This window comes from Candidatus Limnocylindria bacterium (assembly GCA_036523395.1).
GTDB lineage: Bacteria > Chloroflexota > Limnocylindria > P2-11E > P2-11E > CF-39.
The window spans coordinates 1-23,321 of sequence record DATDEH010000093.1 but is presented as its reverse complement, the minus strand read 5'-3'; the positions used below and the strand labels follow the sequence as shown (position 1 = coordinate 23,321).

Here is a 23,321-nt window from a genome sequence, read left to right as displayed (position 1 = left end):
CATTCGCAAGCGGGCCCGCGACGGTGTCATGCGCTTCAGCCGGCAATCGCTTGAAGAAGACCACTGGAACGACTTCGCGCGGGCGCTCTTCTTCGTGAACGGCAGCTTTGACGACCTGCACTCCTTCCGCCGGCTTCAAGCCAAACTCGACGCGGTCGATCAGCAGTTCGGAATTCCGCATGCGCGCGTCTACTACCTGGCCGTCGCGCCGCAGCTCGTGGGCCCGTGTGTGCAGCATCTTCGGGATGCCGGCATGGTCGCCGAGCCGGAGGAAGCAACCGCGTTTACGCGGATCATCGTCGAAAAGCCGATTGGCCATGACCTGGCCAGCGCGCGGGAAGATATTCACGCGGTGGACCAGGCTTTCGTGGAGAGCCAGACTTATCGCATCGATCACTACCTGGGCAAGGAGACGGTGCAGAACATCCTCGTGCTGCGCTTCGCGAACAGCATCTTCGAGCCGATCTGGACGCGCCAGTACGTCGACCATGTCCAGATCACCGCAGCGGAGTCGCTGGGGATCGAGGAGCGCGCGGGCTACTACGACAGCGTGGGCGCGATGCGCGACATCGTCCAGAACCACCTGCTGCAGCTCCTCGCGCTCGTCGGTATGGAGCCGCCGGCGGCCTTTGACGACCGGTCCGTGCGCGACGAGAAGGTCAAGGTGCTTCGCGCTTTACGGCAGATCGCGCCGGACGATGTCGGTGCGCTGACCGTCCGCGGTCAGTACGGCCCGGGCTTCATCGGCGGCGAACGCGTCGTCGATTACCACGAGGAGCACGGCGTCGCGCCCGACTCCCAGACCGAGACGTACGTCGCGATGAAATGCTTCATCGACAACTGGCGCTGGGAGGGCACGCCCTTCTACATCCGCACCGGGAAGCGGCTGCCGAAGCGCTCAACCGAGATCGCGATCCGTTTCCGCGTCGCGCCACATCGGATCTTCACCCGCGAAGCCTCGGAGGGTCTCGACGCGAACGAGCTCGTGATCCGCATCCAGCCCGACGAAGGCATCTCGCTCACGTTCGGCGCGAAGGTGCCGGTCCAGGGGCTTCGCATCCGCTCGGTGAACATGGACTTCGGCTACGGCGAGTCGTTCATGGTCGACGCTCCCGATTCGTACGAGACCCTGATCCTCGATGCGCTACGCGGTGACGCGACGCTGTTCACACGTCGCGACGAAGTGGAACAGCAGTGGGCCTTCGTCGACCCGATCCTCGCCGGCTGGCAAGCGGGCCACCAGCAGCTCCCGATCTACCCCGCCGGCGCGTGGGGGCCTGAGCAGGCCGACCAGCTCATCGCGCGCGACGGTCGCAGCTGGCGACGGCCGTGATCGACGAGACGTTCTGGGGCGCCGAGGCGTCGAGCATCGACGCGCTCGAGCGCGGACTGGCGCGTTTGCGCAGGGCCGCGGTGGCGCACGCCAGGGAGCGCGGTCAGACCCTCGCGCGCGCCTCCGTGCTCAACCTCGTCGTGTACTCCGAGCGCGAACTGCACGCGCGGCGTGCCGCGCGAGCGGTGGCGGATCTTGCGCTCCGGCATCCTTCGCGCGCCATCGTTCTGCTCGGCGATCGGGACCGCGACGGTAGCGTCGCGTCGGTCCAGCTCCACTGTCATGTGCCGCAGTCCGACGGCGCGCAGCCGGTCCTGTACGAGCAGATCCTCGCCCGTGTGCGCGGCGACTTCGATGAACGCGTGGCCAGCGTCGTCATCCCGCTGCTCGTGCCCGACCTGCCGGTCTTCCTCTGGTGGACCGGAACACCACCCAGCGACGCGCGGCATCTCGACGATCTCGTGACGCTGGCCGACCGCTTCATCATCGACTCCGCCGACTTCGCGCGAGCCGACCGCACGCTCCCCGAGATCGCGCGTCTTGCCCGGCATCGCGTCGCCATCACCGATCTCAACTGGGCCAGACTCACGCACTGGCGCGAGCTCATCGCGCAGTTCTTTGACGTCCCTGCCTGGCGCCCGTTCCTGGATGGGATCACCGGCATACGCGCCGGCTTTGCTGTGGACATGGATGGCCGCGACATCCATCCCTCACAGGCGCTCCTCCTGCTCGGGTGGCTCGCGTCCCGCCTGGGCTGGCGGCCAGTCGAGTCGATCGCGCCGTCGGAGGCCGGCGGTCTGCTCTTCCGCATGGGCCGCGCGGACGGCGCGACGGTCATGGTGCGGCTCCGGCCGCGTTTCGAGCGCGGCCTCGATGCCGGCGATGTGTCGGGCATCCGCATCCAGGCGACGCTAGGACGAGACACGGCGGAGTTCGTGATCAAGCGCGCGCCGGACGAGCGTCACGCGACCGCGACCGCGATGATCGGCGGCGTGATGCGCTCGGAGCGCGTCGTGCCGCTGCCCGCGCTTGCGATACGGGAGCTGCTCGGCGAGGAGCTGTCGATCGCTCGCAACGATCACGTGTACGAGGTCGCGCTCGCCGCCCTGATGGCGCTGGCCTGAGCCGAGGGCCGTGATCGATATGCCATCGCCGGATCCCTCCACGAAGAGCGAAGAGACGAATGAGCGTCGGCTGCTCGCGGGACGCTACCGCCTGACGGCACGCATCGACGAGGGCGGCGCCGGCGAGGTGTGGCAGGCCCGGGACGAGCGGCTCGATCGCGACGTCGCGATCAAGATCCTCGGCGCGGACGCCGACGAGGCGTTCCGCGAACGCTTCGCGGATGAGGCACGGCGCGCGGCATCGGTGCTGCATCCCAACGTCGTAACGGTCTTTGATGAAGGGCGCGACGGCGCCGACGCGTTCATGGTCATGGAGCTCGTGCGTGGACGAACCCTGCGCGACGTCATCGCCGACCGAGGTCCGCTGCGCCCGCACGAGGCCGCCCGTCTCGTCGCGCAGATCGCGGCGGCGCTCGACGCCGCGCATGAAGCGGGCGTCATCCACTGCGACGTCAAACCAGCGAACGTCATCGTTGATCAGCAGGGCACCGCGAAGCTCACCGACTTCGGCATCGCGCGCGCGGCGCGCGGGCCGCGCGAGCACCAGCTCATCGGGACGGCGAGATACATCGCGCCGGAACGGATCGAGGGTCGCGCGCCGACCGAGCGCAGCGATGTGTACAGCCTCGGCCTCGTCGCGTACGAGCTGCTCGCCGGGCGACCGCCGAACGCGGAGATGGAGACCGAGGATCTGCTGCGAGTTCGCTTGGATGGACGGATGCCGTCCCTGCGCTCGGCTCGCGTCGGCATCGGCGAGGAGATCGAGCGTGTCGTCGCGAAGGCGCTCGCGCGGGACCCGCAGGGTCGCTACGCGAGCGCCGGCGCGTTCGCCCGTGACCTGCTGGCCGCCTCGCAGCGGGACGACGCGACCGGCGTCCTGCCGCCGGTGACGCGGCCGCTCACGGTCGGCGGACGGCGGGAGTTCCGCATCGACACGACCGTCGCGCTCCTGGCGATCGTCGCGGTCCTCATCGCGACGCTCGCGATCTTCGCGTCGTTCCAGGGCCGCGCGGTCGACACGCCGCTCGCCACCACTTCCCCGGTGTCGCCAGCTGCTCGCGTCACGCCGAACGTCGTCGGGAAGGACGTGGACGAGGCGGGCCGTCTGCTCATCGCCGCGGGCTACCGTTCCCCGGTGCCATGGCAGGTCGATCCGCTCGCGAGCGGAACGGCGTGCAGCGTCGCGCGCCAGGAGCCCGCGGCCGGTACGGCGGTCCAGAACGGCGCGACGGCGCGCCTGTACCTCGTGGGTCCACCACCAGGCAAACCGGGCGGCACCTGCGGCGTGAAGCAGAAGGACTGACGCGCGTGACGACCGGAGTGAGGACCGACACGGGACGCGTCCGGGATGGGAACGAGGACCGCTACCTCGTGCACGAGGAGCGCGGCATCACACTCCTCGCAGTTGCGGACGGCGTCGGCGGATCGAGCGGCGGAGAGATCGCCGCGGACGCTGCACTCCTCGAGCTCGGCGCCCGCTTCTTCGCGGCGCCGCCGGATCGCGCGACGAGCGACGCGCTCGCCGAGGCCATGCGCGAGGCGAACGCCGCGGTGCTCAAGGCAGCAGCCGCGTCGGGACACCGCGACGCCGCGACCACGATCGTGGCGGCGGCGCTGAGCGCCGACCAGGCGATCATCGGCAACCTCGGCGACAGCCGCGCATACCTGATCCGCGACGGCGTGTGCCGGCAGCTCACCGAGGACCACTCGGGCGACATAGAGCACGCGATCACGCGCTTCGCAGGCGATCCGCGAGGCATCCAGCCCGACCTCTTCGTCGAGACCCTTCGCGACGACGATCGTTTGCTGCTGTGCAGCGACGGTCTCACGCGCCACGTCACGCCCGAGGAGATCGCGAAGGCTGCGGCCGGCGAGGACGTGCGCGTCGCCGCGAACGCGCTGGTCGATCTCGCGAACACGCGCGGCGGGCAGGACAACATTACCGTGGTCCTGTACCAGCCGGGACGACCCGCCACGATCGCGAGCGCCGCCGGGCGCGCGGCCGCGTTCGCGGTGTTCGCGCTGCTCATCCTCGTCACGGTCGGCGGCGCGATCGCGGTCCTGTTCGCCGCGAGCTCCGTGCCTCCGAACACCTCCGCCCGCCCTAGCGCTGTCGCGACGGCGACCCCAACAACGTCGCTCTCGCCTTCACCGTCGCCGACCGAATCGCCAACTGCGTTGCCGACGCCAAGCTCGACGCCGTAGGGGATCGGTCACCAGGCACACCTAGCATCTGAACCCTTGAAGCGCGTTGCGATGCTGACGTTGAAGGTCGTTGCGGTCCTCATCGCGGCGCTCATCGTCGCGTTCGTTGGCATCATCGTGTTAGCCATCGTGTTCGGAAGCGGCCTCGGCGATCCGTGTCCCCCGTACTGCTGAAATAGGTCTGCATGCCGTCGTCTCGTTCAGATTGTTAGGGGGTTCTCCCCCTGCGATGACTAGATCCCGATGCGATCGAGGAACCGGCGCGCGGCCGGCGCGCCGATCGCGAGGGCCACGGCACCAACGAACACTGCGCCTTCGATGAGCCAGGCTCCGATGACCGTCGCTTGCGCGAACGGATTCGCGCTCACGGGAGTCGGACACGAGTCCGTGGGGTAGAAGGTCGGGTCGTAGTGCCAGGTCGGAAGGATCTCGTAGATGCTCCCGATCTCGCCCGGGATCGGGAGTCCCGACACGTACGGATAGAAGATGACGAACGCCGCCGCGGCCACGCCCATGAAGATCAGGACGGCGCGCCGCCGCCGCTCCCAGATCACCGCCAGGATCGCGGCCAGGCACAGCAGGTAGAACGGAAGCACCGTGAAGAAGTGGTAGAAGAAGAGCACGCGTGAGATGGGGATCCACGCGACGTACTGCGCGAGCATCGCGAGCGACAGCACGCCGAGCGAGGGCGACCGCGTTCGGATGGCGAGCGCGATGACCAGAGCGGCGGCCGGAAGCGCCGCCCAGAACAGCACGATGTTGCCGGCGTCGTAGATGTAGCCGTTGGTGCCGCCGGTGCTCGCGCCGAAGTACCAGTACACCGGCTTTAGATCGAGCGGCCAGCTCCACCACGGTGACCCCGCGCAGTGCGGCGCGGTGAGCGAGCTGTGATACCAGTACATCTGCTGCGTCAGCTCCCACAGGTTCCAGCCGTACGGCGCCGTCGGCCCACCGAACCAGCGGACGTAACTGCCGAGATAGATCGCGAGCGGGATCACGGCGAACGAGGCAAAGAGCAGCGCGGCGTTGCGTCCACGGCCAGCGAGGAGGTCGAGGGGCCCGCCGGTCCCGGGGCGACCACGCTCGTACGCGAACGCGGTCACGCCGACAGCGAGGACGAAGACACCACCCAGCGTGTACGCGGCGGCCCACTTCGACGCGAGGCCGAGCCCGAGCAGCACGCCCGCGATCACGAGGTCGACCGCTGCGGATCGCCGCGGCGCGTGCGCCGCGACGATGAAGTACCAGGCCGCGACGATGAAGGTCGCCACGTAGATGTCGTTCATGCCGATCCGCGCCTGGGCGAACATCGACCCGTCCAGGAGCACCGCGGCGCCGGCGAGCCACGGGATGAGCGGCGACGAGAAGAGGCGGCGCGCGAGGAGCACGAGGAAGAAGGCCAGGATCGCGCCGAGGGCGACGCCGGGCAGGCGCCAGGCCAACGCATGACGTCCTGTCTCGATGCGCTCGACGCCGCTCGCGCCCGCGACGAGGAGCTTGTCATCGTCGTTGTCGATGGCTAGGAGCGATCCAGACACGGGGATCGACACAAATGGCGACGCACCGTGGACCTCGACGACCACGACGCGTCCCTCGGCGAGCGCGTAGAGGAACTGCGTCCGCGGCACGAGGACGAGAGCAGTGGCGCCGGACGAGAACGTGCCGGTGCGCGCGTTGCCCAGCGTCACTGAGTCGCGCTGACCGTTCGGCAGCTCGTACACATCGAGCGACGGTGCATCGGTGCGCGCCACGAAGAGCCGGTTCGGCGCCTGCGCATACGCGATCGCGCGGCCCGGGCCGCCGCCCGGCAGCTGCCGGGTCTCGGACCCGGTCGCCGGATCGAGCACGTGCACGTCGCCACGCGCGTCGAGAACGTACAGCTCGGTACCATCGGTGTTCGACGTCACGGCGACCGCGCCCACGAGTGAAGTGATCGGCGCGGTGTCGATCGCGGTGTAGATCGCGATGCCGGACCTGGTCGCGACGACGATGCGGCCGCCAGACATCACCAGCCCTGTGATTGGCCCGGTCATCGGTAGCTTCGCTCGTGAGATCTGCGAGTTGCTCGGCTGCTCCGCGACGGGTCTCTGGAAGAGCTCGGTGTCGGTGACCCAGAGGATGCGCTGACCGTCGAGGGCCAGCGCGTGAAGACCGCTCGCCCCGATCACGACACTGCGGTCTGCGTCGGCGCCGCGCGCGCGCAGCGTGATCTCGCCGTCGGACGAGGCAAAGGCACGCGTCCCGTCTGGACCGACCGCGAACGCGATGACGTTCGGACGCAGCGGCTCGCGACCGACGACGCGGTCATCCCCGAACGCGAGGATCGACAGCGCCATGATCTCTTTCGCGAGATGCGGGTGGGTCCACTCGTAGGGATCGCGCTGCGCGAGGAGCTCGAACGCAGTGCGCGCGTGATACACCTCGTCGAAGTACATGTCGCGCGGGTGATCGAGGCGGTAGCCGCGCGTGAGCAGGATGGCCAGCGCGACGAGCAGCGCGATCGACACGTCGCGGCGCGTCGGCGCGCGTCCCGGACCGAGCGCCGCAGGGAGACGCCAGCCGGTCCGCTGCTCGACCGGTGCCGCTGTCGCCGGCATGCCCACATCGAACGACGGCTCCAGACGCGCTTCGCCGCGTAGGAGGCGCCACGCCACCAGAGCCGCGAGGCCGAGCATGACGAGCGCGATGAGGATCTGACCGTTCCGCGTGAACAACGAGGCTTCAAGCCACGCTGGCACCTTGAGATCGACCGCGGGCCCACCGAAGCGGATCCCGTCATAGCGCGTGAACGCGAAGTAGAGCGACAGCGCGAACAGCAGCGAGAGCGACACATACGGCCAGAGGAGACGCGCGCGTGTCGCCGCCAGCGGAAGGAGGAGCACGAACACCGGGAAGAGGTACCGCTCGTGCGCGCGGGTCGGAAGGAAGTAGAAGGCGCAGGCGGCGATCGCGCCCGCTGCGAGGAACGCCGCGGTGTCGCGGCGCTGCCACAGCGGCAGGCACGCGACAAGCAGGCCTGCGACGAGCAGGACCACGCCGGGACCGAAGTAGGCGGCATCTGGCTTCCAGAAGTCGCCGACGATCGACCACACGTTGAACGCGAACAGCGACGTGTATTGATAGAACGCGGCTGCCTGCCGTACGAGCTCGAAGAGCTCCGCGGGACCGGCCCGGAAGGGCGCGCCGAGCACGAGCGCGGTCAGGACCCCCGCGACGCCGACGCGGACAAGTGGCTCCCAGCGTCGAAGGCGGAGCAGCTCGATGAGGACGGCGGCGCCGATCACGATCGCGCCGATGCCGAACTGCGGCTTGATCATCGCCGCGATGGCCGCGAGCGTGCCGGCCGTCGCCCAGCGGCCACGGCCCGCGGCGACAAGCGCGGCGAACAGTGGAAGGGATCCGACGGAGTCGATCTGGCCCCAGTACGGTCCGGCGAAGATCGCACCCGGTGAGAGCGACCACAGGCCCGCGGCCAGGATCGCGTTGCCGCGTCCCGCGTGGCGCCACGCGAGCATCGCCGCCAGCGTCGCAATGGCAACGTCGGCCGGGATGCTCGCTGCCTTCACTGCGAGGCGGAGGAACTCGCCGTCCAAGAGCGCGCCGAGGAACCAGAGGATGTAGAGATACCCGGGCGGGTAGTCGCTGAAATAGTCCGGCGAATAGAACCCGCCCGGGCCGACCTGGACCATGTGCTCGGCCCACGCTTGGAACGTGCCCACGTCGGTGACGAAACCCGGTGAGCGCAGCGTCAGCAGGCGCACCGCCACACCGACGGTGATCAGGCCGGCGATGGCGAGGTGCGCTCTTCGGTCGGCCTGCGGGGGCGAAGCCCCTGGGGGGGTTGCAGGGGGTTCTCCCCCTGCGATGAACGGGGTTGCAGGTTGCCCTCCCCCTGCGATGTACCGGCGCATCACTGCCAGTAGTCGAAGCGCGTGATCGCGATCGTCGCGTAGAGATTGATCGCGATCGACAGGACGACGACCGCGACGAACAGCCACGATGGGCGCGAGCGCCAGGTCGAGCCGGCGCGCGCATCACCCACGAGCGCGAGCGCGATGAGGAACGGCTGCGCGTCGATCGAGAAGCGATAGCCGAACTGCTGGAAGCCGACCGTCCCGTGGAAGATGTCCGGCGCGAGAGCGAGCAGCCCGGCGACCGCGACCGCGGCGATGCCGATGTCACGCCGCAGCGTCCGAAGCCCGCCGAATAGCCACAGGAAGGCCGGCGTCGTCAGGAACAGCGCCATGCCGATGCCACGCGGTCGCAGGAAGAACGGCGTTCCCTCAACGAGATCCGGCGGCTCGAGGAAGATCGCGTAGAAGTGGCGTGGCAGATAGAACGGCGACAAGAGGCCACGCGTGAAGAAAATGTCGCCCTGCGTGAGCTGCACGTACCCGACATCGAAGAGCGAACCCCATCTGAGCAGGTCGTAACCGACGTAGACGAGCGCGAAGGGCACGCCGCCGAGCACGACCGGGGTGAGCGCTCGGAGATATGGCTTCCCGGCACGGCGTGCGAGCAGCAGCGCGAGAGCGGGAGCCGCCGCGGCGACGGGGAGACGCGCGAGCGCCGCAAGACCGATGCACGCGCCGACCAGCCACGCGCGCTCGCCGCGCGCCGCGAAGAGAAAGGCGGCCGACAGGAACGGCATCGCCACCGCATGCGCCGCGTACCACGCGCGTCCGTCCACGCTCGAGAAGAACAGCGTGGTGCCGAACGTCGAGAGGATCGCCCCGGCGATCGCGACGGCGCGTGGTGCGCCGAATGCGCGAAGCGCCAGGTACAGGATGCCGGCGGAAATGCCGCCCAGGACCCGCGAGACGAGCACCTGCGCCAGGGCTGTCGGCAGCAACGCGGCGAACGGGACGGCGAGGATCGCCGGAAGCGGTGGATAGACCACGCACCAACGCTCCGCTCCGCATGGCACGAGCTCGTTGAGCCACGGCGGTGCCTCGTTGAGCCACCACTGCCCGTGCAAGAGCGCCTGCGCGAGGCGTCCGTAGTAGTCGTAGTCGGTGAGGAGGGCGAGTCCCGCCACGAGGTATATCGCGGCACCTGCGGCCGCGAGCGCCGTCGCGATCCTGCGGTCGCTCCAGGTCATCCCGACGCAACACGCTAACCTTGCGCTGCGTTGGCCGCACGACTCGAAGAGCCGCTCGTCGATATCGTCATCCCGGTCTACAACGAGGAGCGCGACCTCGGTCGGAGCGTGCGACGTTTGCACGACTACCTCGGTTCGGACTTCCCCTTCCCCGCGGTGATCACGATCGCCGACAACGCGAGCCGGGACGGGACGGCGTCCGTCGCCAGAGGTCTCGCGAATGAGCTCACGCGCGTTCGCGTGGTCCACCTCGACAAGAAGGGGCGCGGACGCGCTCTTCGCGCGGCCTGGCTTCAGAGCGACGCACCGATCGTCGCGTACATGGATGTGGACCTCTCGACGGATCTGAGGGCCCTGCTGCCGCTCGTGGCTCCGCTGCTATCCGGACACAGCGAGCTCGCGATCGGCAGCCGCCTCGCGCGCGGTTCGCGCGTCAGGCGTGGACTGAAACGCGAGTTCATATCGCGCTGCTACATGCTGGTGCTTCGGCTTGCCCTCGGGGCTCACTTCACCGACGCGCAGTGCGGCTTCAAGGCTGTGCGCACCTCGGTCGCGAAGCAGCTGCTCCCGCAGGTCAAGGATGAAGCCTGGTTCTTCGATACCGAGCTTCTCATCCTCGCGCAACGTGCCGGCCTGCGCGTCCACGAGGTCCCCGTGGATTGGACCGACGACCCTGACTCACGGGTTGACATCCTGCGCACGTCGATCGAGGACCTGCGCGGTGTCGTGCGCCTGCGGTTCGGTGCGCGCCCGAAGGGCTGAGCCCTCTAGCTCGACCCCTGCCCGGGCGGATCGTCGGGAAGCGACTGGATGAACTCCTTGAACACCGCGATGTTGTCGTCGTCCTCGCTTTCGGCTGAGATCGCCGAGCGGTCGAGCACGGTGTCCGACACGAGGATGCGCGCCTCGCAGCGGACCGCGAGCGCGATCGCGTCGGACGGCCGGCAGTCGATCTCGACCTCGCGCTCGCCGAGCTGCAGGAACAGGCTGCCGTGGAACACGCCGCCGCCGTTATCGTCGGCGACGAGGTCCTTCACGACGATGCGCGTGATCTCGACGCCGAGCTTCGTGAGCACATCCATCATCAGGTCGTGCGTGAGCGGACGTTCGCTCGCGATGCCGGCGATGCGCGTCGCGATGCTGTGCGCCTGGTCCGAGCCGATCCAGATCGGAAGAAGACGATTGGTCTCCTTCGCCTGCAGCAGGACAACGTGCTGACCCGTGAGGACATGCACCCGCACCGACTCGACCGTGCATGGGACGAGCATCGCCCTAGGCTACCTCCACTCGCGCCGCCGTCGCATGCGTCCGGTCATCCGAAGCGCACGCGGCGTGCCGCATCGCTGCGGCGGAAGAACGAAAGCAGTAGCAGACCGGCCCCGAAGCCCCAGATGTGCGCGAAATACGCGACCTGCTGAGCGGCTGCGTGTCCAGTCAGTCTCAGCTCGGCGATGCCTTCGATCACCTGAAGAACGATGAACATCCCGATCACGATGAGCGCGGGCAATTCGACGATGGTGATGAACAGCCCGAGGAAGACGAGGGTCGAGATGCGCGCGGTCGGATACATCACCAGGTAAGCGGCCAGCACTCCCGCGATCGCGCCGGAAGCGCCGACCATCGGTGACGGAGAGATGAGGCCTTGGCCGATCGCCGCGACGATCCCGCAGAGCAGGTAGAACACGAGGTACTGCGCGCTGCCGAAACGGTCCTCGACGTTGTCGCCGAAGATCCAGAGATAGAGCATGTTGCCGATCACGTGCAGCCAACCGCCGTGCAGGAACATGTGAGAGATGAGGGGCACGAACGTGTCGATGCCGAGCTCCCCCGCGGCGACACGCGTGGTGAACTCCGTCCAATCGAACGAGTACCGGTCGAAGAACGTCTCCAGCGCTCCCGGCTGTCGCGTCAGGTAGACGACGTAGATCCAGGCCACGAGGTTGATCGCGAGCAGGAGCCGATTCACGATCGGGACGCTGCGTACGGGACTGTGGTCCCGTAGCGGGATCAACGCGCGATGCTCGTCGCGACGATCTTCGTCCCATGAAGTGTGTAGGCGACCTGCAGCGATTCGGACACGTAGAAACCCGCGGCGGGGGGCAACCCTGGCGGCAGCGCGAACCGCGCGAGCTCGCGACCGTCGCGCGTGAGCTGGACGACCAGCTTTCCGCCCGAGTCGAGCACGTAGATCGAGCGCTGCGCATCGATCGCCTGGATCGCGTTCGCGCGCGGCGCCGTCCCTTCCCAGCGCGGGACGAAGTCGATCCGAGCGGCCGTCGCGACGAGCACGTTCCGCCGGAAGCGCTGCACGTCGCCGGCCGAGGTCACGATCCACACGTCCCCGTCGACGGCGAGCGCACGCGCGGTGTTCGGGGCGAGCGGCGTGGAGAGATACCCGATCGCCGGTCGGAACTGGGCGCCGTCATTCGATTCGTGCTTCCACAGCTGACCGGTCTCGCTGTCGAGGACGTAGAGGTTGTTCGTGAACACCGCGAGCGCCGAGGGCGTCTTCCACTTGTCGTGGTCGGCGGGCGTGATGTCGACGACCTGATCGCCCTCCGCCCGCCAGAGCTTGCCGGCGTCGTCGAGCGAGTACACAGCGAAGTCCTGGAGGGCGATCTGCACCGGCGAGCCGACGCCCTTGACCCCGCGCTGCAGCACCGGGCCCTGCTGGATCGGATCGCCGAACACGCGCCAGAGCCGTCCCGATCCGGGATCGGTGACATAGAGGCCGTTCACGTTCCCAACGACCTGCGCGAGCTTCGTGCCCGTCCCGAAACGGGCGAGGTCGAGGATCACGCCGTCCATGCGGTCGTTCAGCGCCGCGATGTCCGCGCGCAGCGCCGCGATCTTCTCGGTATCGGCGAAGGTCGATTTGCTGGCTTCGTCGAGCTTCGCGATCGCCTGCGCGAGCCTGTCACGCGCGGCATCCGCATCGGGCGACGTGCGCTCGACCAAACGATGCGCCGACGCGATGAGATCCTCGGCATTCACGACCGCGAGCTGGTAGTTCCGCACCGCGCTGTTCGATTCGTAGTCGCGGTAGGCGAGCGCGCCGACGCCGGAGGCCGCCACGAGGAGCAGCACCGCGAGCGTGGTCATGGCGCGGCGCTGCCGCTTCGAGCGGGAGCGCGCGGTGTCGGGATGTCGCGGGAGCGCCGCGCCCCGCCGCGGCATGAGCTCGAGCCCGACCGCGACGCCTTTGGTCGCGGCAGAAGTGACCGGTGTCGCGGCGCCGCGGAGCAGCCGCGTCACCTTCTCTCGGATCCCACCCAGTCCGTCGAGGCGCGACCGGATCGTGTCGGCCATCGCGACGTCCTCGGGCCGCAGGATCGGTGACGCTTCGGGCGCGATGCGAACCGCGGCACCGGTGGACTGCGCGACCTCGATGAAGATCACCGCGTCGCTGCCGGTGACGCCGTCGGCGACGGCCCGGTTGTGGATGTGCTCGGCCGCCGATCTCGGGTGGAGCGTCACGGCGGCGTTCTTCAGCGCCTCCGCGCCGAGACCGTCGACGAGCGCGGCGCTCGCAAGGATGACGGTGTCGCCTGCCTCGATCGATTGTCTCCACACCCTCGGCAGGACATCGGCGTCGACGCCGAGTGATGCTGCTTCACGTGTCGTCGTGCGATGGACGAAGTCGGCAAGCTCGCCCGGCTCATCGCCCGGCAGGAAGAGCCGCGCGCGACGCACGAGAAAGACCTGTGCGCCGCCGACGCGCGACGTGTACAGCTCGTTGTTCACGACCACGGCGCACGCGCACTGGAGCGTTATGGATCCGCGGTTCTCGCGCAGGCGCTGCGTCGCGCGGCGATTGGCCTGGCGTAGCGCGCGCCGCAGCGAGACCTCGATGCCCGCCGAAAGGTCGTAGTAGTACTCCTGCCGCGTGAGCTCGGCGATCTCACGGGCGATCTTCTCCGCGGGCCCCGGCGGCGACGACTCGAAGAGCAGGTAGAGCCGGCCCTTCGTGCGGAGGGTCGCGCCGGTCTCGGGCTCGTTGACGAGGATCACGTCCGCCCGGCTTGCTCGGACGTCGGCCGTGCTGCCGACCGTCGTGACGAAACTCAGCTGCGGCATCGCTTCCGAGTGTCCCAGACCTGCTGCGTCACGGCGAGGGCACGCACCGCAGACGCGCGATGCGGCTCGCCGGCGCGCGGTCCGCGAGAGCCTGGAGCAGATCGCGCTCCCGGAGCCGGATCTCGCCGGCCCACTGCGCCGTCGGGACCAGCACGACGAGCGTGTCCCCATCGGCACGGATCGCCCGCGTTGTCACGGCGTCCGCGCCCAGGATCTTCGTCGCGGCATCCTGCCACGCGCGCACCGCGTCCGCGCGCGCGACGCCCTGGTCGAGCCCGAACGTTCTGAGCGCGCTCTGTATCGCCCGCGCGATCGGTCTCATCCGACCTGGCCTCGTCGCACGGGCACGAGCGTGGCCCGCTCGCGCAGCGTGTCCGGCAGGGCGGTCGGGATCGCCGCGGTGAGGAGCACCTGGGCGTCCTCGGGGATCGCGCGCGCGAGCGCCTCGCGCCGACCGGCATCGAGCTCCGAGAGCACGTCGTCGAGGAGGAAGACCGGTTGTTCGCCGACGCGCGACGCGAGCCACGCCGCTTCCGCGATCTTGAGCGACAGCACCGCGCTCCGATGCTCTCCACGCGACGCGAACGCAGGCAGCATCCGGCCGGCGGACGTCACGGCGAGGTCGTCGCGCTGCGGCCCAACGAGCGATGCACCCTGCCATCGTTCGCGGTCGCGCTTCTCGCGCAGAACGCGCTGGTAGCCGAGCGTGCGCTCCTCGAGCGTGTCGCCCTCGACCTGTCCCGCGTACGCGAGCGACAGTCCTTCGGCACCGGTGAAGAGCTCGGTCGCCCTCACGAACGGCACGGCGAGGTCCGCGACCAGACGCGATCGCCGGAGTGAGATCGCGGCCGCGAGGCGCACCAGCTCGCGGTCCCAGAACGCCATCTCTTCCTCCGGGAGCTCGAGCTCCTCGCGCGCCACGCGCAGGAGCGCGTTGCGTTGCTCGAGGACGCGCTGCAGCTCGCGCATCTCGCGCCGGTGAGCGCGATCTATCTGTCCCAGCATCGCGTCGAGGAATCGTCGCCGGCCGCTCGGTGCGGCCACCAGGAGCTCGACGTCCTCAGGAAAGAACGCGACGACGACCAGCTCCCCAGCGGTGTCTTCCGGTCGCTTTCCCGCGCCGTCGAGGAGATAGCGGCGCGGCCGGCGGCGTTCGCCCTCAGGCGGTGCGAAGAGCAGCGTCTCGATGCGCCGGTGGTCTTCAGCGCGGTCGACCTCGGTACCGACGCGCGCCGTCGTCGCGCCCCAGCGGACCAACTCGGTGTCGTCATGCGCGCGCGGAGAATCCCCGCGCGCGATGAGGTGGATCGCCTCGAGCAGATTCGTCTTGCCCGCCCCGTTGGGTCCGATGAATGCGATGGCTCCGCGCGAGAGCGACATCTCGACCTGCGGGTAGCTGCGGAAGTCCTCCAGCGCGAGCTTGGAAACGCGCACGTCTAGGCCGGGATGCGGAGCGGCATCACCACATGAAGGTAGTCCGGGTCGCCGACGATCTTGACGACGCCCGGCGCGAGCGGCCCGCCGAGCTCGAGCGCGACCTCGGGCGCCGTGAGGCTACCCAGCGCGTCGGCGATGAACCGCGAGTTGAACGCGATGGTCGTGTTCTGCCCCTCGACCGACGCGTCGACCTTCGCTGTCTGATCGCCGACCTCAGCCGCGTTCGCGCTGATAACGAGCGGTGGATGATCCGCCGGATTCACCTGGAAGCGGAGCATGTTCGCGGAGTCGCGTGCGAACAGTGAGGCGAGGCGCGTCGCCTGGAGCAGCTCTTCCCGTTGCACGACGATCCTTGTCGCCGGCTTCCCCTGCGGGATGACCTGACGGTAGTTCGGGAACTGACCCTCGATGACGCGCGAGACGAGATCTGCTTCGGGTGTGTGGAAGATCACCTGGCTGCCGTTCGGCGTGACGAAGATGTCGACCGGGTCGTCGGAGTCGTCGATGATCCGCTGCACTTCCTGCAGGCTGCGCGCCGGGATGATGACCTCGAGCTTTCCCTCGATCTTGTCCATCAGCTTCGCGTTCCGCACCGAGAGGCGATAGGGGTCGGCCGCGGCCATGGTGATCTTGTCGCCCTCGAGTGTGGTCAGCACGCCGGTCAGGACCGGCCGGCTGTCGTCGGTCGTCGCGACGAAGGCGACCTCACCGATCATGCGGCGAAGGGTCGACTTGCTCACGCGCGTCGTCGGCTTGTCCGGCGCCGCGGGGATGATCGGGAATTCCTCGGCATCCATGCCCTTGAAGTTCGCTTCGTACGGGTCGCGACGCAGATGCACGGTCTTGGTGCGGACGTTGAGCGAGAGCTCGGTGGGACCGGGTGGGAGCGAATTCACGAAATCGGTAAAGAGCTTTGCCGGTACGGTGATCGCGCCCTCATCGTCGACCTTCGCCGGCACCCAGCAGTTGATCCCCACCTCGAGATTCGTCGCGGTGAGCTTCAGACGGCCGCCCTCGGTGCGCAGAAGGACGTTGCCGAGGATCGGCAGGCTGCCTCGCGTCGAGACCGCTCGTCCCGCGATCTGAAGTCCACGCGCGAGGTTCTCTTGTAGACAAGTGACCTTCACGAGGTCCCTCCCGTACCGTTCCCCAGAGATCTATATAGACGGTGGTACCAGCAGTAGTGGTGTGGACTATGACCGTTCCGAGATGCTGTTGTCGCCTTGCGCCCACGCCGGCGCGGCTCCAGGGCGGTACGCCGGTAACGCTTGACCTGTGGATGGGGATAGGAGCGTTTGGGGACGGCGAGCCGGCCGCGGTGAGCGAATGTTCCGGTATCCAACGGTAGTCGGCTCCCCGCACAAGCGCCTGGTGGACATGTCCACAAATGGGTGCGCTTATCCACACATTGGGTGGGCTTATCCACACCCGGACACCCACGCGAAACCATCGGAATTTCGGAGGATTTTGGCCCCCGCCCGGTCACTCCGTGTACAGCATCTCCCGCAGCGCTCCGACGTCGCGGCGGAAGTCGTCGTTCTCCGCCATCTCACGCTCGATCTTCTCGCAGCCGTGCAGGACCGTGGAGTGGTCGCGTCCCCCGAGAGCCTCGCCGATCCGCATCAGGGGCGCCTCCGTCTCCTCGCGCATGAGGTACATGGCGATCTGCCGCGGGAGCACCACCTGCTTGTCGCGGGCCTTGCCGCGCAGCTGCTCGGACGGCACACCGTAGTAGCGCGCGACGGTCTCGACGATACGATCGGGCGAGAGCGTCTTCTGCCGCGGGTTGTACAGGATGTTCTGGAGCATCTCCTGCGCGAGCTGTGTCGTGACGGGGACCGCGCTGAGGGTCGCGTACGCGACGATCCGCGTGAGCGCCCCCTCGAGCTCGCGGATGTTCGAGACGATCCGCTGTGCGAGGAAATCGATGACCGGTGGCGGGACCGCGACGGACTGCGCCTCCGCCTTGGCGCGCAGGATCGCGATGCGCGTCTCGAGGTCCGGTGTGGAGATGTCCGCGATGAGTCCCCACTCGAATCTCGAACGCAACCGGTCCTCGAGACGCTCGATCGCCTTCGGTGGCCGGTCACTCGATAGGACGATCTGCTTCCCCTCCTCGTGGATGGCGTTGAAAGTGTGGAAGAACTCTTCCTGCGTTCCCTCTTTGCCCGTGAGGAACTGGATGTCGTCGATGAGGAGCACGTCGATGCGGCGATATCGCTCGCGGAACTCCTCGCTCTTCTGGCCGCGGATCGAGTTGATGAATTCGTTGGTGAACTTTTCGCTCGTCGCGTAAGCGACGCGCTTCTTGGGGTGGCGAGAGATGACCGCATGACCGATCGCGTGCATGAGATGCGTCTTTCCGAGGCCCGAGCCGCCGTAGATGAACAGCGGGTTATAGCTGTGGCCCGGACGCTCGGCGACGGACAGCGCGGCGGCGTGAGCCAGACGGTTGTTCGATCCGACCACGAACGTCGAGAACGTATAACGCGCATTGAGCAGCGCCGCCGCGGTGGCGTCGCGGCGTTCCTGTGCCGGCGCGGTCCCTGTCGGTGCGGACGCGGCGCCCCCGGCGCCACCAGAGGCCGCCACCGGACGGTCCGAGCGGACCGACGCTGCCGTGAGTGTCACGAAACGGACGTCGACCGTCCGCCCCACGAGGTGCCGGAGGGCATCACGCACCTGTTGGCGGTATTTGTTCTCGAGCCACTCCCGAGCGAAGGCGTTGGGAACGCCGACGCAGTACACGTCGTCCTCTTCGGAAACGATCGCGGTGTCTTTGAACCAGGTGTCGTAGTTGGCCTTGGTGAGTCCAAGCTGCAGCTCGCCGAGGGCCGCGTGCCAGAGCTGCTTCAGGTTCAACGGCTCCCCTTCTCTGCGCTCGAACATCACGACGCCCCCACAACACGATCACGCGAGTGCCGCCACACCGAACGCGGAGATAAGGAAAAGATCCGCCCGCTGGAAGCCACGGAACAGTAGCACAGGCACACTGCTAGACTTCTCGCACACACAGCAGATATCTATTGATGTTTCATTCGTCCATTTTTTTCGGGGGAGAAGGGACAGTTCGTGAAGCGCACGTATCAGCCGAAGACGCGTCGCCGCGCGCGAGTGCACGGTTTTCGCGCGCGCATGAAGACGACGGGCGGCCGCAAAGTGCTGGCGCAGCGTCGCGCGCGTGGACGGAAGCGCCTGACCGTCGCCTGAACGACCTCGCAGCCATGAACGCCGCACGCCTGCGGCGATCCACCGATATCGCCGCCGCACGCAAGAGCGGGCGCGGCGTCCGTGACGCTGCTTTCGTCGCGCGGCTACGCCCCAACGAATTGAACGTCATGCGCCTCGCGGTGTCCGCGCCCCGTACGGTGGGCATCTCCACGGTCCGCAATCGCGCGCGTCGTCGCGTTCGCGAGGCATTCCGTCTGGCCTGCGAGGCCATGGACACCGCGCTCGCGCAGGACATCGTCGTGACCGTACGCCGCGAGGCGATATCCGCGGATTTTTCGGCGCTTCGAGCGGCGGCGGTGGCCGCGCTCGGCACCGCGCGCCACACACGCGAATGAAGGCGCTCGCGCTGTGGCTGCTGCGCTTCTACAAGACGCGCGTGAGCCCAGGGCTTCCTTCCGCATGCCGCTACACGCCCACGTGCTCCGAATACGCGATGGAGGCGATCGAGCGGCACGGCGTGCTGCGGGGCGGTTGGCTCGCCACGCGCCGCCTGGTCTCGTGCAATCCGTTCAGTCGCGGTGGGTATGACCCCGTGCCGGAGCACTGATGGACATCCTGACCCTCTGGAACTCGCTGCTCGTCCATCCGATCATGAATCTCACTCTCTTCGCGTACTCGATCGTGCGCGATTTCGGCCTAGCCGTGATCTTCGTGACGATCCTCATCCGACTCGCGCTGTATCCGCTGTACGTCACGCAGATCCGCTCGCAGCGCGCGATGCAAGAGGTCGCGCCCGCGATGGAGGAGCTCAAGAAGAAGTACGGCAAGGATCGCCAACGCTTCAGCCAGGAACAGATGAAGCTGTACAGCGAGCGCGGCGTGAATCCCGCTGCCGGGTGCCTGCCGCTTGTGCTCCAGATGCCTCTGCTCATCGCGCTGTACAACTCGCTGCTCCAGCTGGGCTGCGGCCTCGGACCGCCGCCAGGGAACCTCTGCCCAGGCCTGTCGCACGACATGGTCGAAAGCTTTCGTTACGCGTTCATCTTCAATCCGATCCCCCAGGACGGCTCGCTCGACACGACCGCGCACTGGCTCCCGTGGATCTCCCGTGGCCTGCAGCACCCCGACCCGTTCTTCATCCTGCCCGTCCTCGCCGGACTCGTGCAGCTCGTCGCTTCTGTGATGGCGATGCCCGTGAAGCAGGTCAAGAGCGATGACCCGGCCCAGCGCATGACGCAGTCGATGGCCTACACGTTCCCGCTCATCACCGTGTTCATCGGCGCGCAATTCCCGGCGGGCCTGACGCTCTACTGGATCGCGACCACGCTGTTCCAGATCGTGCAGCAGTATTTCGTGAGTGGCTGGGGGCAGCTGCCCAAGTACCTCCCGTTCCTGCGAGGCATCCCAACACCCGCGGACCGCGAGCTGCACCGTCGGGAGCAGGCAGCGATCGCCGAGGCGCGTAAGGACATGAAGGAAAAGGACGACGAAGAGTCGGACGAACGTGAGGAAGAGACCACGACGCCGAGCGCGTCGGGTGGTGGCCGCCGTCGCGGACGCAGGAGGGGGAAGAGATGAGTCCACTTCGTGGTGAGGAATTCACGGGCCGCACCGTTGAAGAGGCGATCGAGCGCGGACTGAGGGCACTCGGCCGCAAACGCACCGAGGTCGACATCGAGATCCTCGAAAAGGGCAAGCCCGCGAACGTGCTGGGTATGGGCGGTGAGGACGCGCGCGTGCTGCTCTCGTTCCAGGAGGACGAGCGCGCCGCGGAGCCCGAGCCGCTCATCGACGAGGCCGAGGTCCCGCGCCGTCCCGACGCCGGGGCGCGCGCGCGTGACGAGGAGGGCGAGGAGGCCTCGCCGGCGTTCGCGGAGGAGCTCGCGCTCGGCGCGACCGTGCTGCGCGAATTGCTCGACGCGATGGGCGTGGACGCCGAGGTCGCGCTCGAGGACCGTCCGGGCATGGAGGGCGTCGACGTCCTCGGCGCCGACCTCGGCGCACTCATCGGTCGCGGTGGCGAGAACCTCGTCGCCCTGCAGCAGATCGTGAGCGCCATCACCTCGAAGAAGGTCGGCCGGTCAGTTCATGTGCCGGTGGACATCGAGGGGTATCGGCGCCGGCGCGAAGACCAGCTCCGCGAGATCGCGCAGCGCGTCGCGTCGCGCGTGCGCGCGAGCGGTCAGGCGGTGACGCTCGAGCCGATGCTCGCCTACGAGCGACGCATCGTGCACCTCTCGGTGCAGGGCCAACCAGGCCTGAAGACCGAGTCGGTGGGTATGGAGCCGAACCGCCGGGTCGTGATCAGCTCGACCGCGCCCGGTGCCCGCGGGCCGTTCCGCGAAGGGCCACCCAGCGGTGGCGGTTTCCGCCCCCGGCAGCCTGGCGGGCCGGGGACCGGCGGGTACGGACCGCGCCGCGGCTTCGGGCCACGGCCTGGAGGCTATCGACCTCGTCCCGAACGCGGCCCGTGATCGCTCGGGGCCGGTGACACAGCACCTGAGGCGCCGTTAGCTTCCGTACCTTGACCGACCCCAACTGGCTGCCAGCGCGCGTCCGCCGCAACTTCCGCATCGACCTCTTCAGCGGGATCTGTGCGGGCGCCTTCGTGACGGTCCTCGTCGCCTTCATGCCCGTGGTCGTCCGGCGCATGGGCGGGTCGACGACGGACGTCGCGATCGTCGTCGCGGGCCCGTTCATCGGAAATCTGCTCTCGCCCATCGGGGCCTATCTGCTCGCCCACCTGCCGATCGTGCGTGTCGTCGCCGGCGCTGCGACGCTCTCGCGCGTCGTCTTCCTCGCCCTGGTCCTTCTCGCGGCGACGCCGTTCATGCTCGCGCTCACCAGCGTCACGTTCTGGATCATCACCGTCTCGAATATCGCCGCCTACACGGCCCTCATGCAGGGCATCTATCCCGACCGCGAGCGCGCGTTCGCGATGGGCAACGTCCGAGTGGGCGCGTCCATCGCGGGCATCGGCACCGCCGCGCTCGCGGGCACCTTCATCGGCGTCTTTCCCGCGCAGTGGGTCTTCGCGGCCGCAGCGCTGATCGGCCTGCCCGGCGCGGTGGCGTTCTTCGCCATTCGTTACGAAGGTCCCGCGGCCCCTCCGGCCCGCCGGCCGGCTCTTGCGATCGCGCGCGACGTGTGGGCAGATGTCCGTTACCGCAAGCTGCTGCTCGCGTTCACGATCTTCGGCACCGGCAACCTCATGAACTTCGCGGTCTTCCCGATCATGCTGGTGGACCATTTCGACGCGTCGACCGCGTTCGTCGGAACGCTCGCCATCGTGCAATCCGCCGTGCAGATCGTCGCGTATCCGGTCGTCGGCCGGCTCATCGACCGCGGCTCGACGCTGCGCCAGACCCTGCTCGCAACGCTGCTCACTCTGCTGGTGCCGATCGGGTACCTCGTGGCGCCGGGCACGTGGGCGCTCATACCCGTGGCGGTGATCATCGGCGTCGCTGTTTCGAGCGGCGAGCTCACCGCGTTCACGAACATCGTGCACATGGCGCCGCGCGCTCGCATCGCCGAGTACGCCGCGGCGAACGCATTCCTTCTCGGCGTGCGCGGCACGACCGCGCCCTTCCTCGCGGCGGCCATGCTCGACGTGGTCCAACCGCAGGTGGTCCTCGTGCTGGGCACGCTGCTCATGACGACCGGAGCGCTCGTGCTCGCACAACTGGTGCGCGCGCCCGTGCCGCTGAACGCGGACGCTGCGCCGGCGGAGGTCTAGCGGAGCGGGATGCCGCTGGCGCGCATCGCTGCGGCGAAACGGTCCGCGATCAGCTGATAGCCAGCATCGGACGGATGGAAGCCGTCGCCGGAAACGGTGATCGTGCTCACCAGGGGCGCGCTACCGGTGTAGAGATCGACCACGACGACGCGTCCGGGGTATTTCGCGGCGATGGTCGCGATCGCGGCGTTGTACGCGGTAATGAGCCCGAAGAGCGCCACCTTGTCCGCGTCCTTGTAGGCCGGGACAGGTCGCAGATCGGGCACGTTGCCGACGAAGATCTTCGCCTCGGTGCCCGACACGAGCCCGTCCACGATCGCTCCGAGATCGTTCGCGAACGACGCGGGCTCGATGGTCGCGTTCATGTCGTTCACCGCGAGCCAGATCGAGACCACGGTCGGGCGCTGCGCGACCGCACCGGGCAGCTGCGCGGTGCGCGCCTGCAGCGCGATGGATCCGGAGACGCCGACGTTCACGAACGCGCTGCCCGGCGGCAGGAGGCTCGCGATGCGCGCCGGCCACGAACCCGTCGCCGGATCGGTCGCGCCGACGCCGACGGTGTCGGAGGCGCCGATCGCGACGTAGCGGATCGCGGCGGTGGGCGAGGGCGTTGGGGTCACGGTGGGACTCAGCGTCACGCGTGCCAGTGTGGACGCGGCCGCGGTCGCGGGCGAGGCGGTCGAGGCGCGGGGCGGGGATCCCGAGCAGCCCGCGGTGAGCAGGAGCGCAAGGAAGAGAAACGCACGCATCAAGGTTAGAATTGATGGTGCCTGAAAGGGCCACGGGGATGCGTGGTTTCGACAGGGCAGGCGACGTGAGCGTCGCGAGCCGAGGAATGCTGTTCCTCCTCGTTAATCCGAACGGCAGCCAGATAACTGGCAACACTTCTTACGCACTCGCTGCCTAGTCAGTGAGCGTCCTCCCGGTCTCCCCTTCGCGGGCCGGGAAGGGCGAAAGAAGCGAAGGTGCTGTCCGCTGATCGGCTGGTAGGCGGACTCAAGATTTCCGGCCTGGGGGAGCCAAGAGCGCGTCGGTGCGCGCTAGGAGCCCTGAGACAAAAAAACGCCGACTACGCTCGTAGAAGCACTCGCTTCAATGGCCTTGGACGGGGAGTTCGACCCTCCCCCATCTCCACAG

21 protein-coding genes, 1 other RNA gene and 1 pseudogene are annotated in these 23,321 nt (G+C 68.2%); 13 read left to right on the top strand and 10 right to left on the bottom strand.

The features are described 5' to 3' along the window. Positions 1 to 28 precede the first annotated feature (28 nt). From zwf to VI056_12255, 5 genes are read left to right on the top strand one after another with little or no spacing between them, the layout of a single operon-like run. The gene (gene zwf / locus VI056_12275) at positions 29 to 1,333 is read left to right on the top strand and encodes a glucose-6-phosphate dehydrogenase (GenBank protein ID HEY6203802.1); all 1,305 of its coding nucleotides are present in this window, start codon (positions 29 to 31) and stop codon (positions 1,331 to 1,333) included. After that, the gene (locus tag VI056_12270) at positions 1,330 to 2,457 is read left to right on the top strand and encodes a glucose-6-phosphate dehydrogenase assembly protein OpcA (GenBank protein HEY6203801.1); all 1,128 of its coding nucleotides are present in this window, start codon (positions 1,330 to 1,332) and stop codon (positions 2,455 to 2,457) included. Before zwf ends, VI056_12270 begins: the two co-directional genes overlap by 4 nt. Positions 2,458 to 2,476: 19 nt before the next feature. Further along, entirely contained in the window at positions 2,477 to 3,760 is a 1,284-nt protein-coding gene (locus tag VI056_12265) for a protein kinase (protein HEY6203800.1), read from the top strand. A 5-nt stretch (positions 3,761 to 3,765) separates the two neighbouring features. Then, positions 3,766 to 4,662 (top strand): protein phosphatase 2C domain-containing protein, encoded by an 897-nt coding sequence (locus tag VI056_12260; GenBank protein HEY6203799.1) that lies wholly within the window; start codon positions 3,766 to 3,768, stop codon positions 4,660 to 4,662. A gap of 36 nt (positions 4,663 to 4,698) precedes the next feature. Next, complete coding sequence (locus tag VI056_12255) at positions 4,699 to 4,836, top strand: hypothetical protein (GenBank protein ID HEY6203798.1); 138 nt, start codon at positions 4,699 to 4,701, stop codon at positions 4,834 to 4,836. Positions 4,837 to 4,895: 59 nt separating this feature from the next. Here the strand turns inward: VI056_12255 and VI056_12250 are convergent, their stop codons facing one another. Then, positions 4,896 to 8,429, bottom strand: a complete 3,534-nt coding sequence (locus tag VI056_12250; protein ID HEY6203797.1) for a phospholipid carrier-dependent glycosyltransferase — start codon at positions 8,427 to 8,429, stop codon at positions 4,896 to 4,898. Between the two features lie 143 nt (positions 8,430 to 8,572). Continuing rightward, positions 8,573 to 9,763 carry a hypothetical protein gene (locus tag VI056_12245; GenBank protein ID HEY6203796.1) on the bottom strand — a complete coding sequence of 397 codons (1,191 nt, stop codon included), beginning with the start codon at positions 9,761 to 9,763 and terminating at the stop codon, positions 8,573 to 8,575. Positions 9,764 to 9,793: 30 nt separating this feature from the next. Here VI056_12245 and VI056_12240 point away from each other — a divergent pair. After that, a pseudogene (locus tag VI056_12240) lies at positions 9,794 to 10,498 on the top strand (dolichyl-phosphate beta-glucosyltransferase). 32 nt (positions 10,499 to 10,530) lie between these two features. Here VI056_12240 and VI056_12235 read toward each other — a convergent pair. The 7 genes from VI056_12235 to dnaA form a co-directional block, all read right to left on the bottom strand. Continuing rightward, positions 10,531 to 11,031 (bottom strand): bifunctional nuclease family protein, encoded by a 501-nt coding sequence (locus VI056_12235; protein HEY6203795.1) that lies wholly within the window; start codon positions 11,029 to 11,031, stop codon positions 10,531 to 10,533. A 44-nt stretch (positions 11,032 to 11,075) separates the two neighbouring features. Next, positions 11,076 to 11,729, bottom strand: coding sequence for a rhomboid family intramembrane serine protease (locus VI056_12230; protein HEY6203794.1), 654 nt, complete (start codon positions 11,727 to 11,729; stop codon positions 11,076 to 11,078). A 41-nt stretch (positions 11,730 to 11,770) separates the two neighbouring features. Then, the gene (locus VI056_12225; GenBank protein ID HEY6203793.1) at positions 11,771 to 13,840 is read right to left on the bottom strand and encodes a hypothetical protein; all 2,070 of its coding nucleotides are present in this window, start codon (positions 13,838 to 13,840) and stop codon (positions 11,771 to 11,773) included. 28 nt (positions 13,841 to 13,868) lie between these two features. Next, the gene (locus VI056_12220; GenBank protein HEY6203792.1) at positions 13,869 to 14,162 is read right to left on the bottom strand and encodes a DciA family protein; all 294 of its coding nucleotides are present in this window, start codon (positions 14,160 to 14,162) and stop codon (positions 13,869 to 13,871) included. Beyond that, positions 14,159 to 15,274 carry a DNA replication and repair protein RecF gene (gene recF / locus VI056_12215; GenBank protein ID HEY6203791.1) on the bottom strand — a complete coding sequence of 372 codons (1,116 nt, stop codon included), beginning with the start codon at positions 15,272 to 15,274 and terminating at the stop codon, positions 14,159 to 14,161. Before recF ends, VI056_12220 begins: the two co-directional genes overlap by 4 nt. A gap of 2 nt (positions 15,275 to 15,276) precedes the next feature. Continuing rightward, positions 15,277 to 16,404, bottom strand: a complete 1,128-nt coding sequence (gene dnaN / locus VI056_12210; GenBank protein HEY6203790.1) for a DNA polymerase III subunit beta — start codon at positions 16,402 to 16,404, stop codon at positions 15,277 to 15,279. 355 nt (positions 16,405 to 16,759) lie between these two features. Then, positions 16,760 to 18,139 (bottom strand): chromosomal replication initiator protein DnaA, encoded by a 1,380-nt coding sequence (gene dnaA / locus VI056_12205; protein HEY6203789.1) that lies wholly within the window; start codon positions 18,137 to 18,139, stop codon positions 16,760 to 16,762. A gap of 210 nt (positions 18,140 to 18,349) precedes the next feature. Between dnaA and rpmH the strand changes: the two genes are divergently transcribed. Genes rpmH through VI056_12175 form a run of 6 tightly spaced genes read left to right on the top strand, consistent with a single transcriptional unit; the run spans position 18,350 to position 22,184 of the window. Then, positions 18,350 to 18,487, top strand: coding sequence for a 50S ribosomal protein L34 (gene rpmH / locus VI056_12200; GenBank protein HEY6203788.1), 138 nt, complete (start codon positions 18,350 to 18,352; stop codon positions 18,485 to 18,487). Positions 18,488 to 18,501: 14 nt separating this feature from the next. Then, positions 18,502 to 18,843, top strand: coding sequence for a ribonuclease P protein component (rnpA, locus tag VI056_12195; GenBank protein HEY6203787.1), 342 nt, complete (start codon positions 18,502 to 18,504; stop codon positions 18,841 to 18,843). Next, the gene (yidD, locus tag VI056_12190) at positions 18,840 to 19,055 is read left to right on the top strand and encodes a membrane protein insertion efficiency factor YidD (protein ID HEY6203786.1); all 216 of its coding nucleotides are present in this window, start codon (positions 18,840 to 18,842) and stop codon (positions 19,053 to 19,055) included. The genes rnpA and yidD overlap by 4 nt, the downstream gene beginning before the upstream one ends. Next, positions 19,055 to 20,026, top strand: a complete 972-nt coding sequence (locus VI056_12185; protein HEY6203785.1) for a YidC/Oxa1 family membrane protein insertase — start codon at positions 19,055 to 19,057, stop codon at positions 20,024 to 20,026. The genes yidD and VI056_12185 overlap by 1 nt, the downstream gene beginning before the upstream one ends. Further along, complete coding sequence (jag, locus tag VI056_12180) at positions 20,023 to 20,922, top strand: RNA-binding cell elongation regulator Jag/EloR (protein ID HEY6203784.1); 900 nt, start codon at positions 20,023 to 20,025, stop codon at positions 20,920 to 20,922. Before VI056_12185 ends, jag begins: the two co-directional genes overlap by 4 nt. Positions 20,923 to 20,972: 50 nt before the next feature. Beyond that, positions 20,973 to 22,184 (top strand): MFS transporter, encoded by a 1,212-nt coding sequence (locus VI056_12175; GenBank protein HEY6203783.1) that lies wholly within the window; start codon positions 20,973 to 20,975, stop codon positions 22,182 to 22,184. Here the strand turns inward: VI056_12175 and VI056_12170 are convergent. Continuing rightward, a complete protein-coding gene (locus tag VI056_12170; GenBank protein HEY6203782.1) occupies positions 22,181 to 22,933 on the bottom strand; it encodes a GDSL-type esterase/lipase family protein in 753 nt (250 codons plus the stop codon). The genes VI056_12175 and VI056_12170 overlap by 4 nt on opposite strands. A 34-nt stretch (positions 22,934 to 22,967) precedes the next feature. On the opposite strand from VI056_12170, the gene ssrA reads away from it, so the two are divergent. Further along, positions 22,968 to 23,321: a transfer-messenger RNA gene (ssrA, locus tag VI056_12165) on the top strand.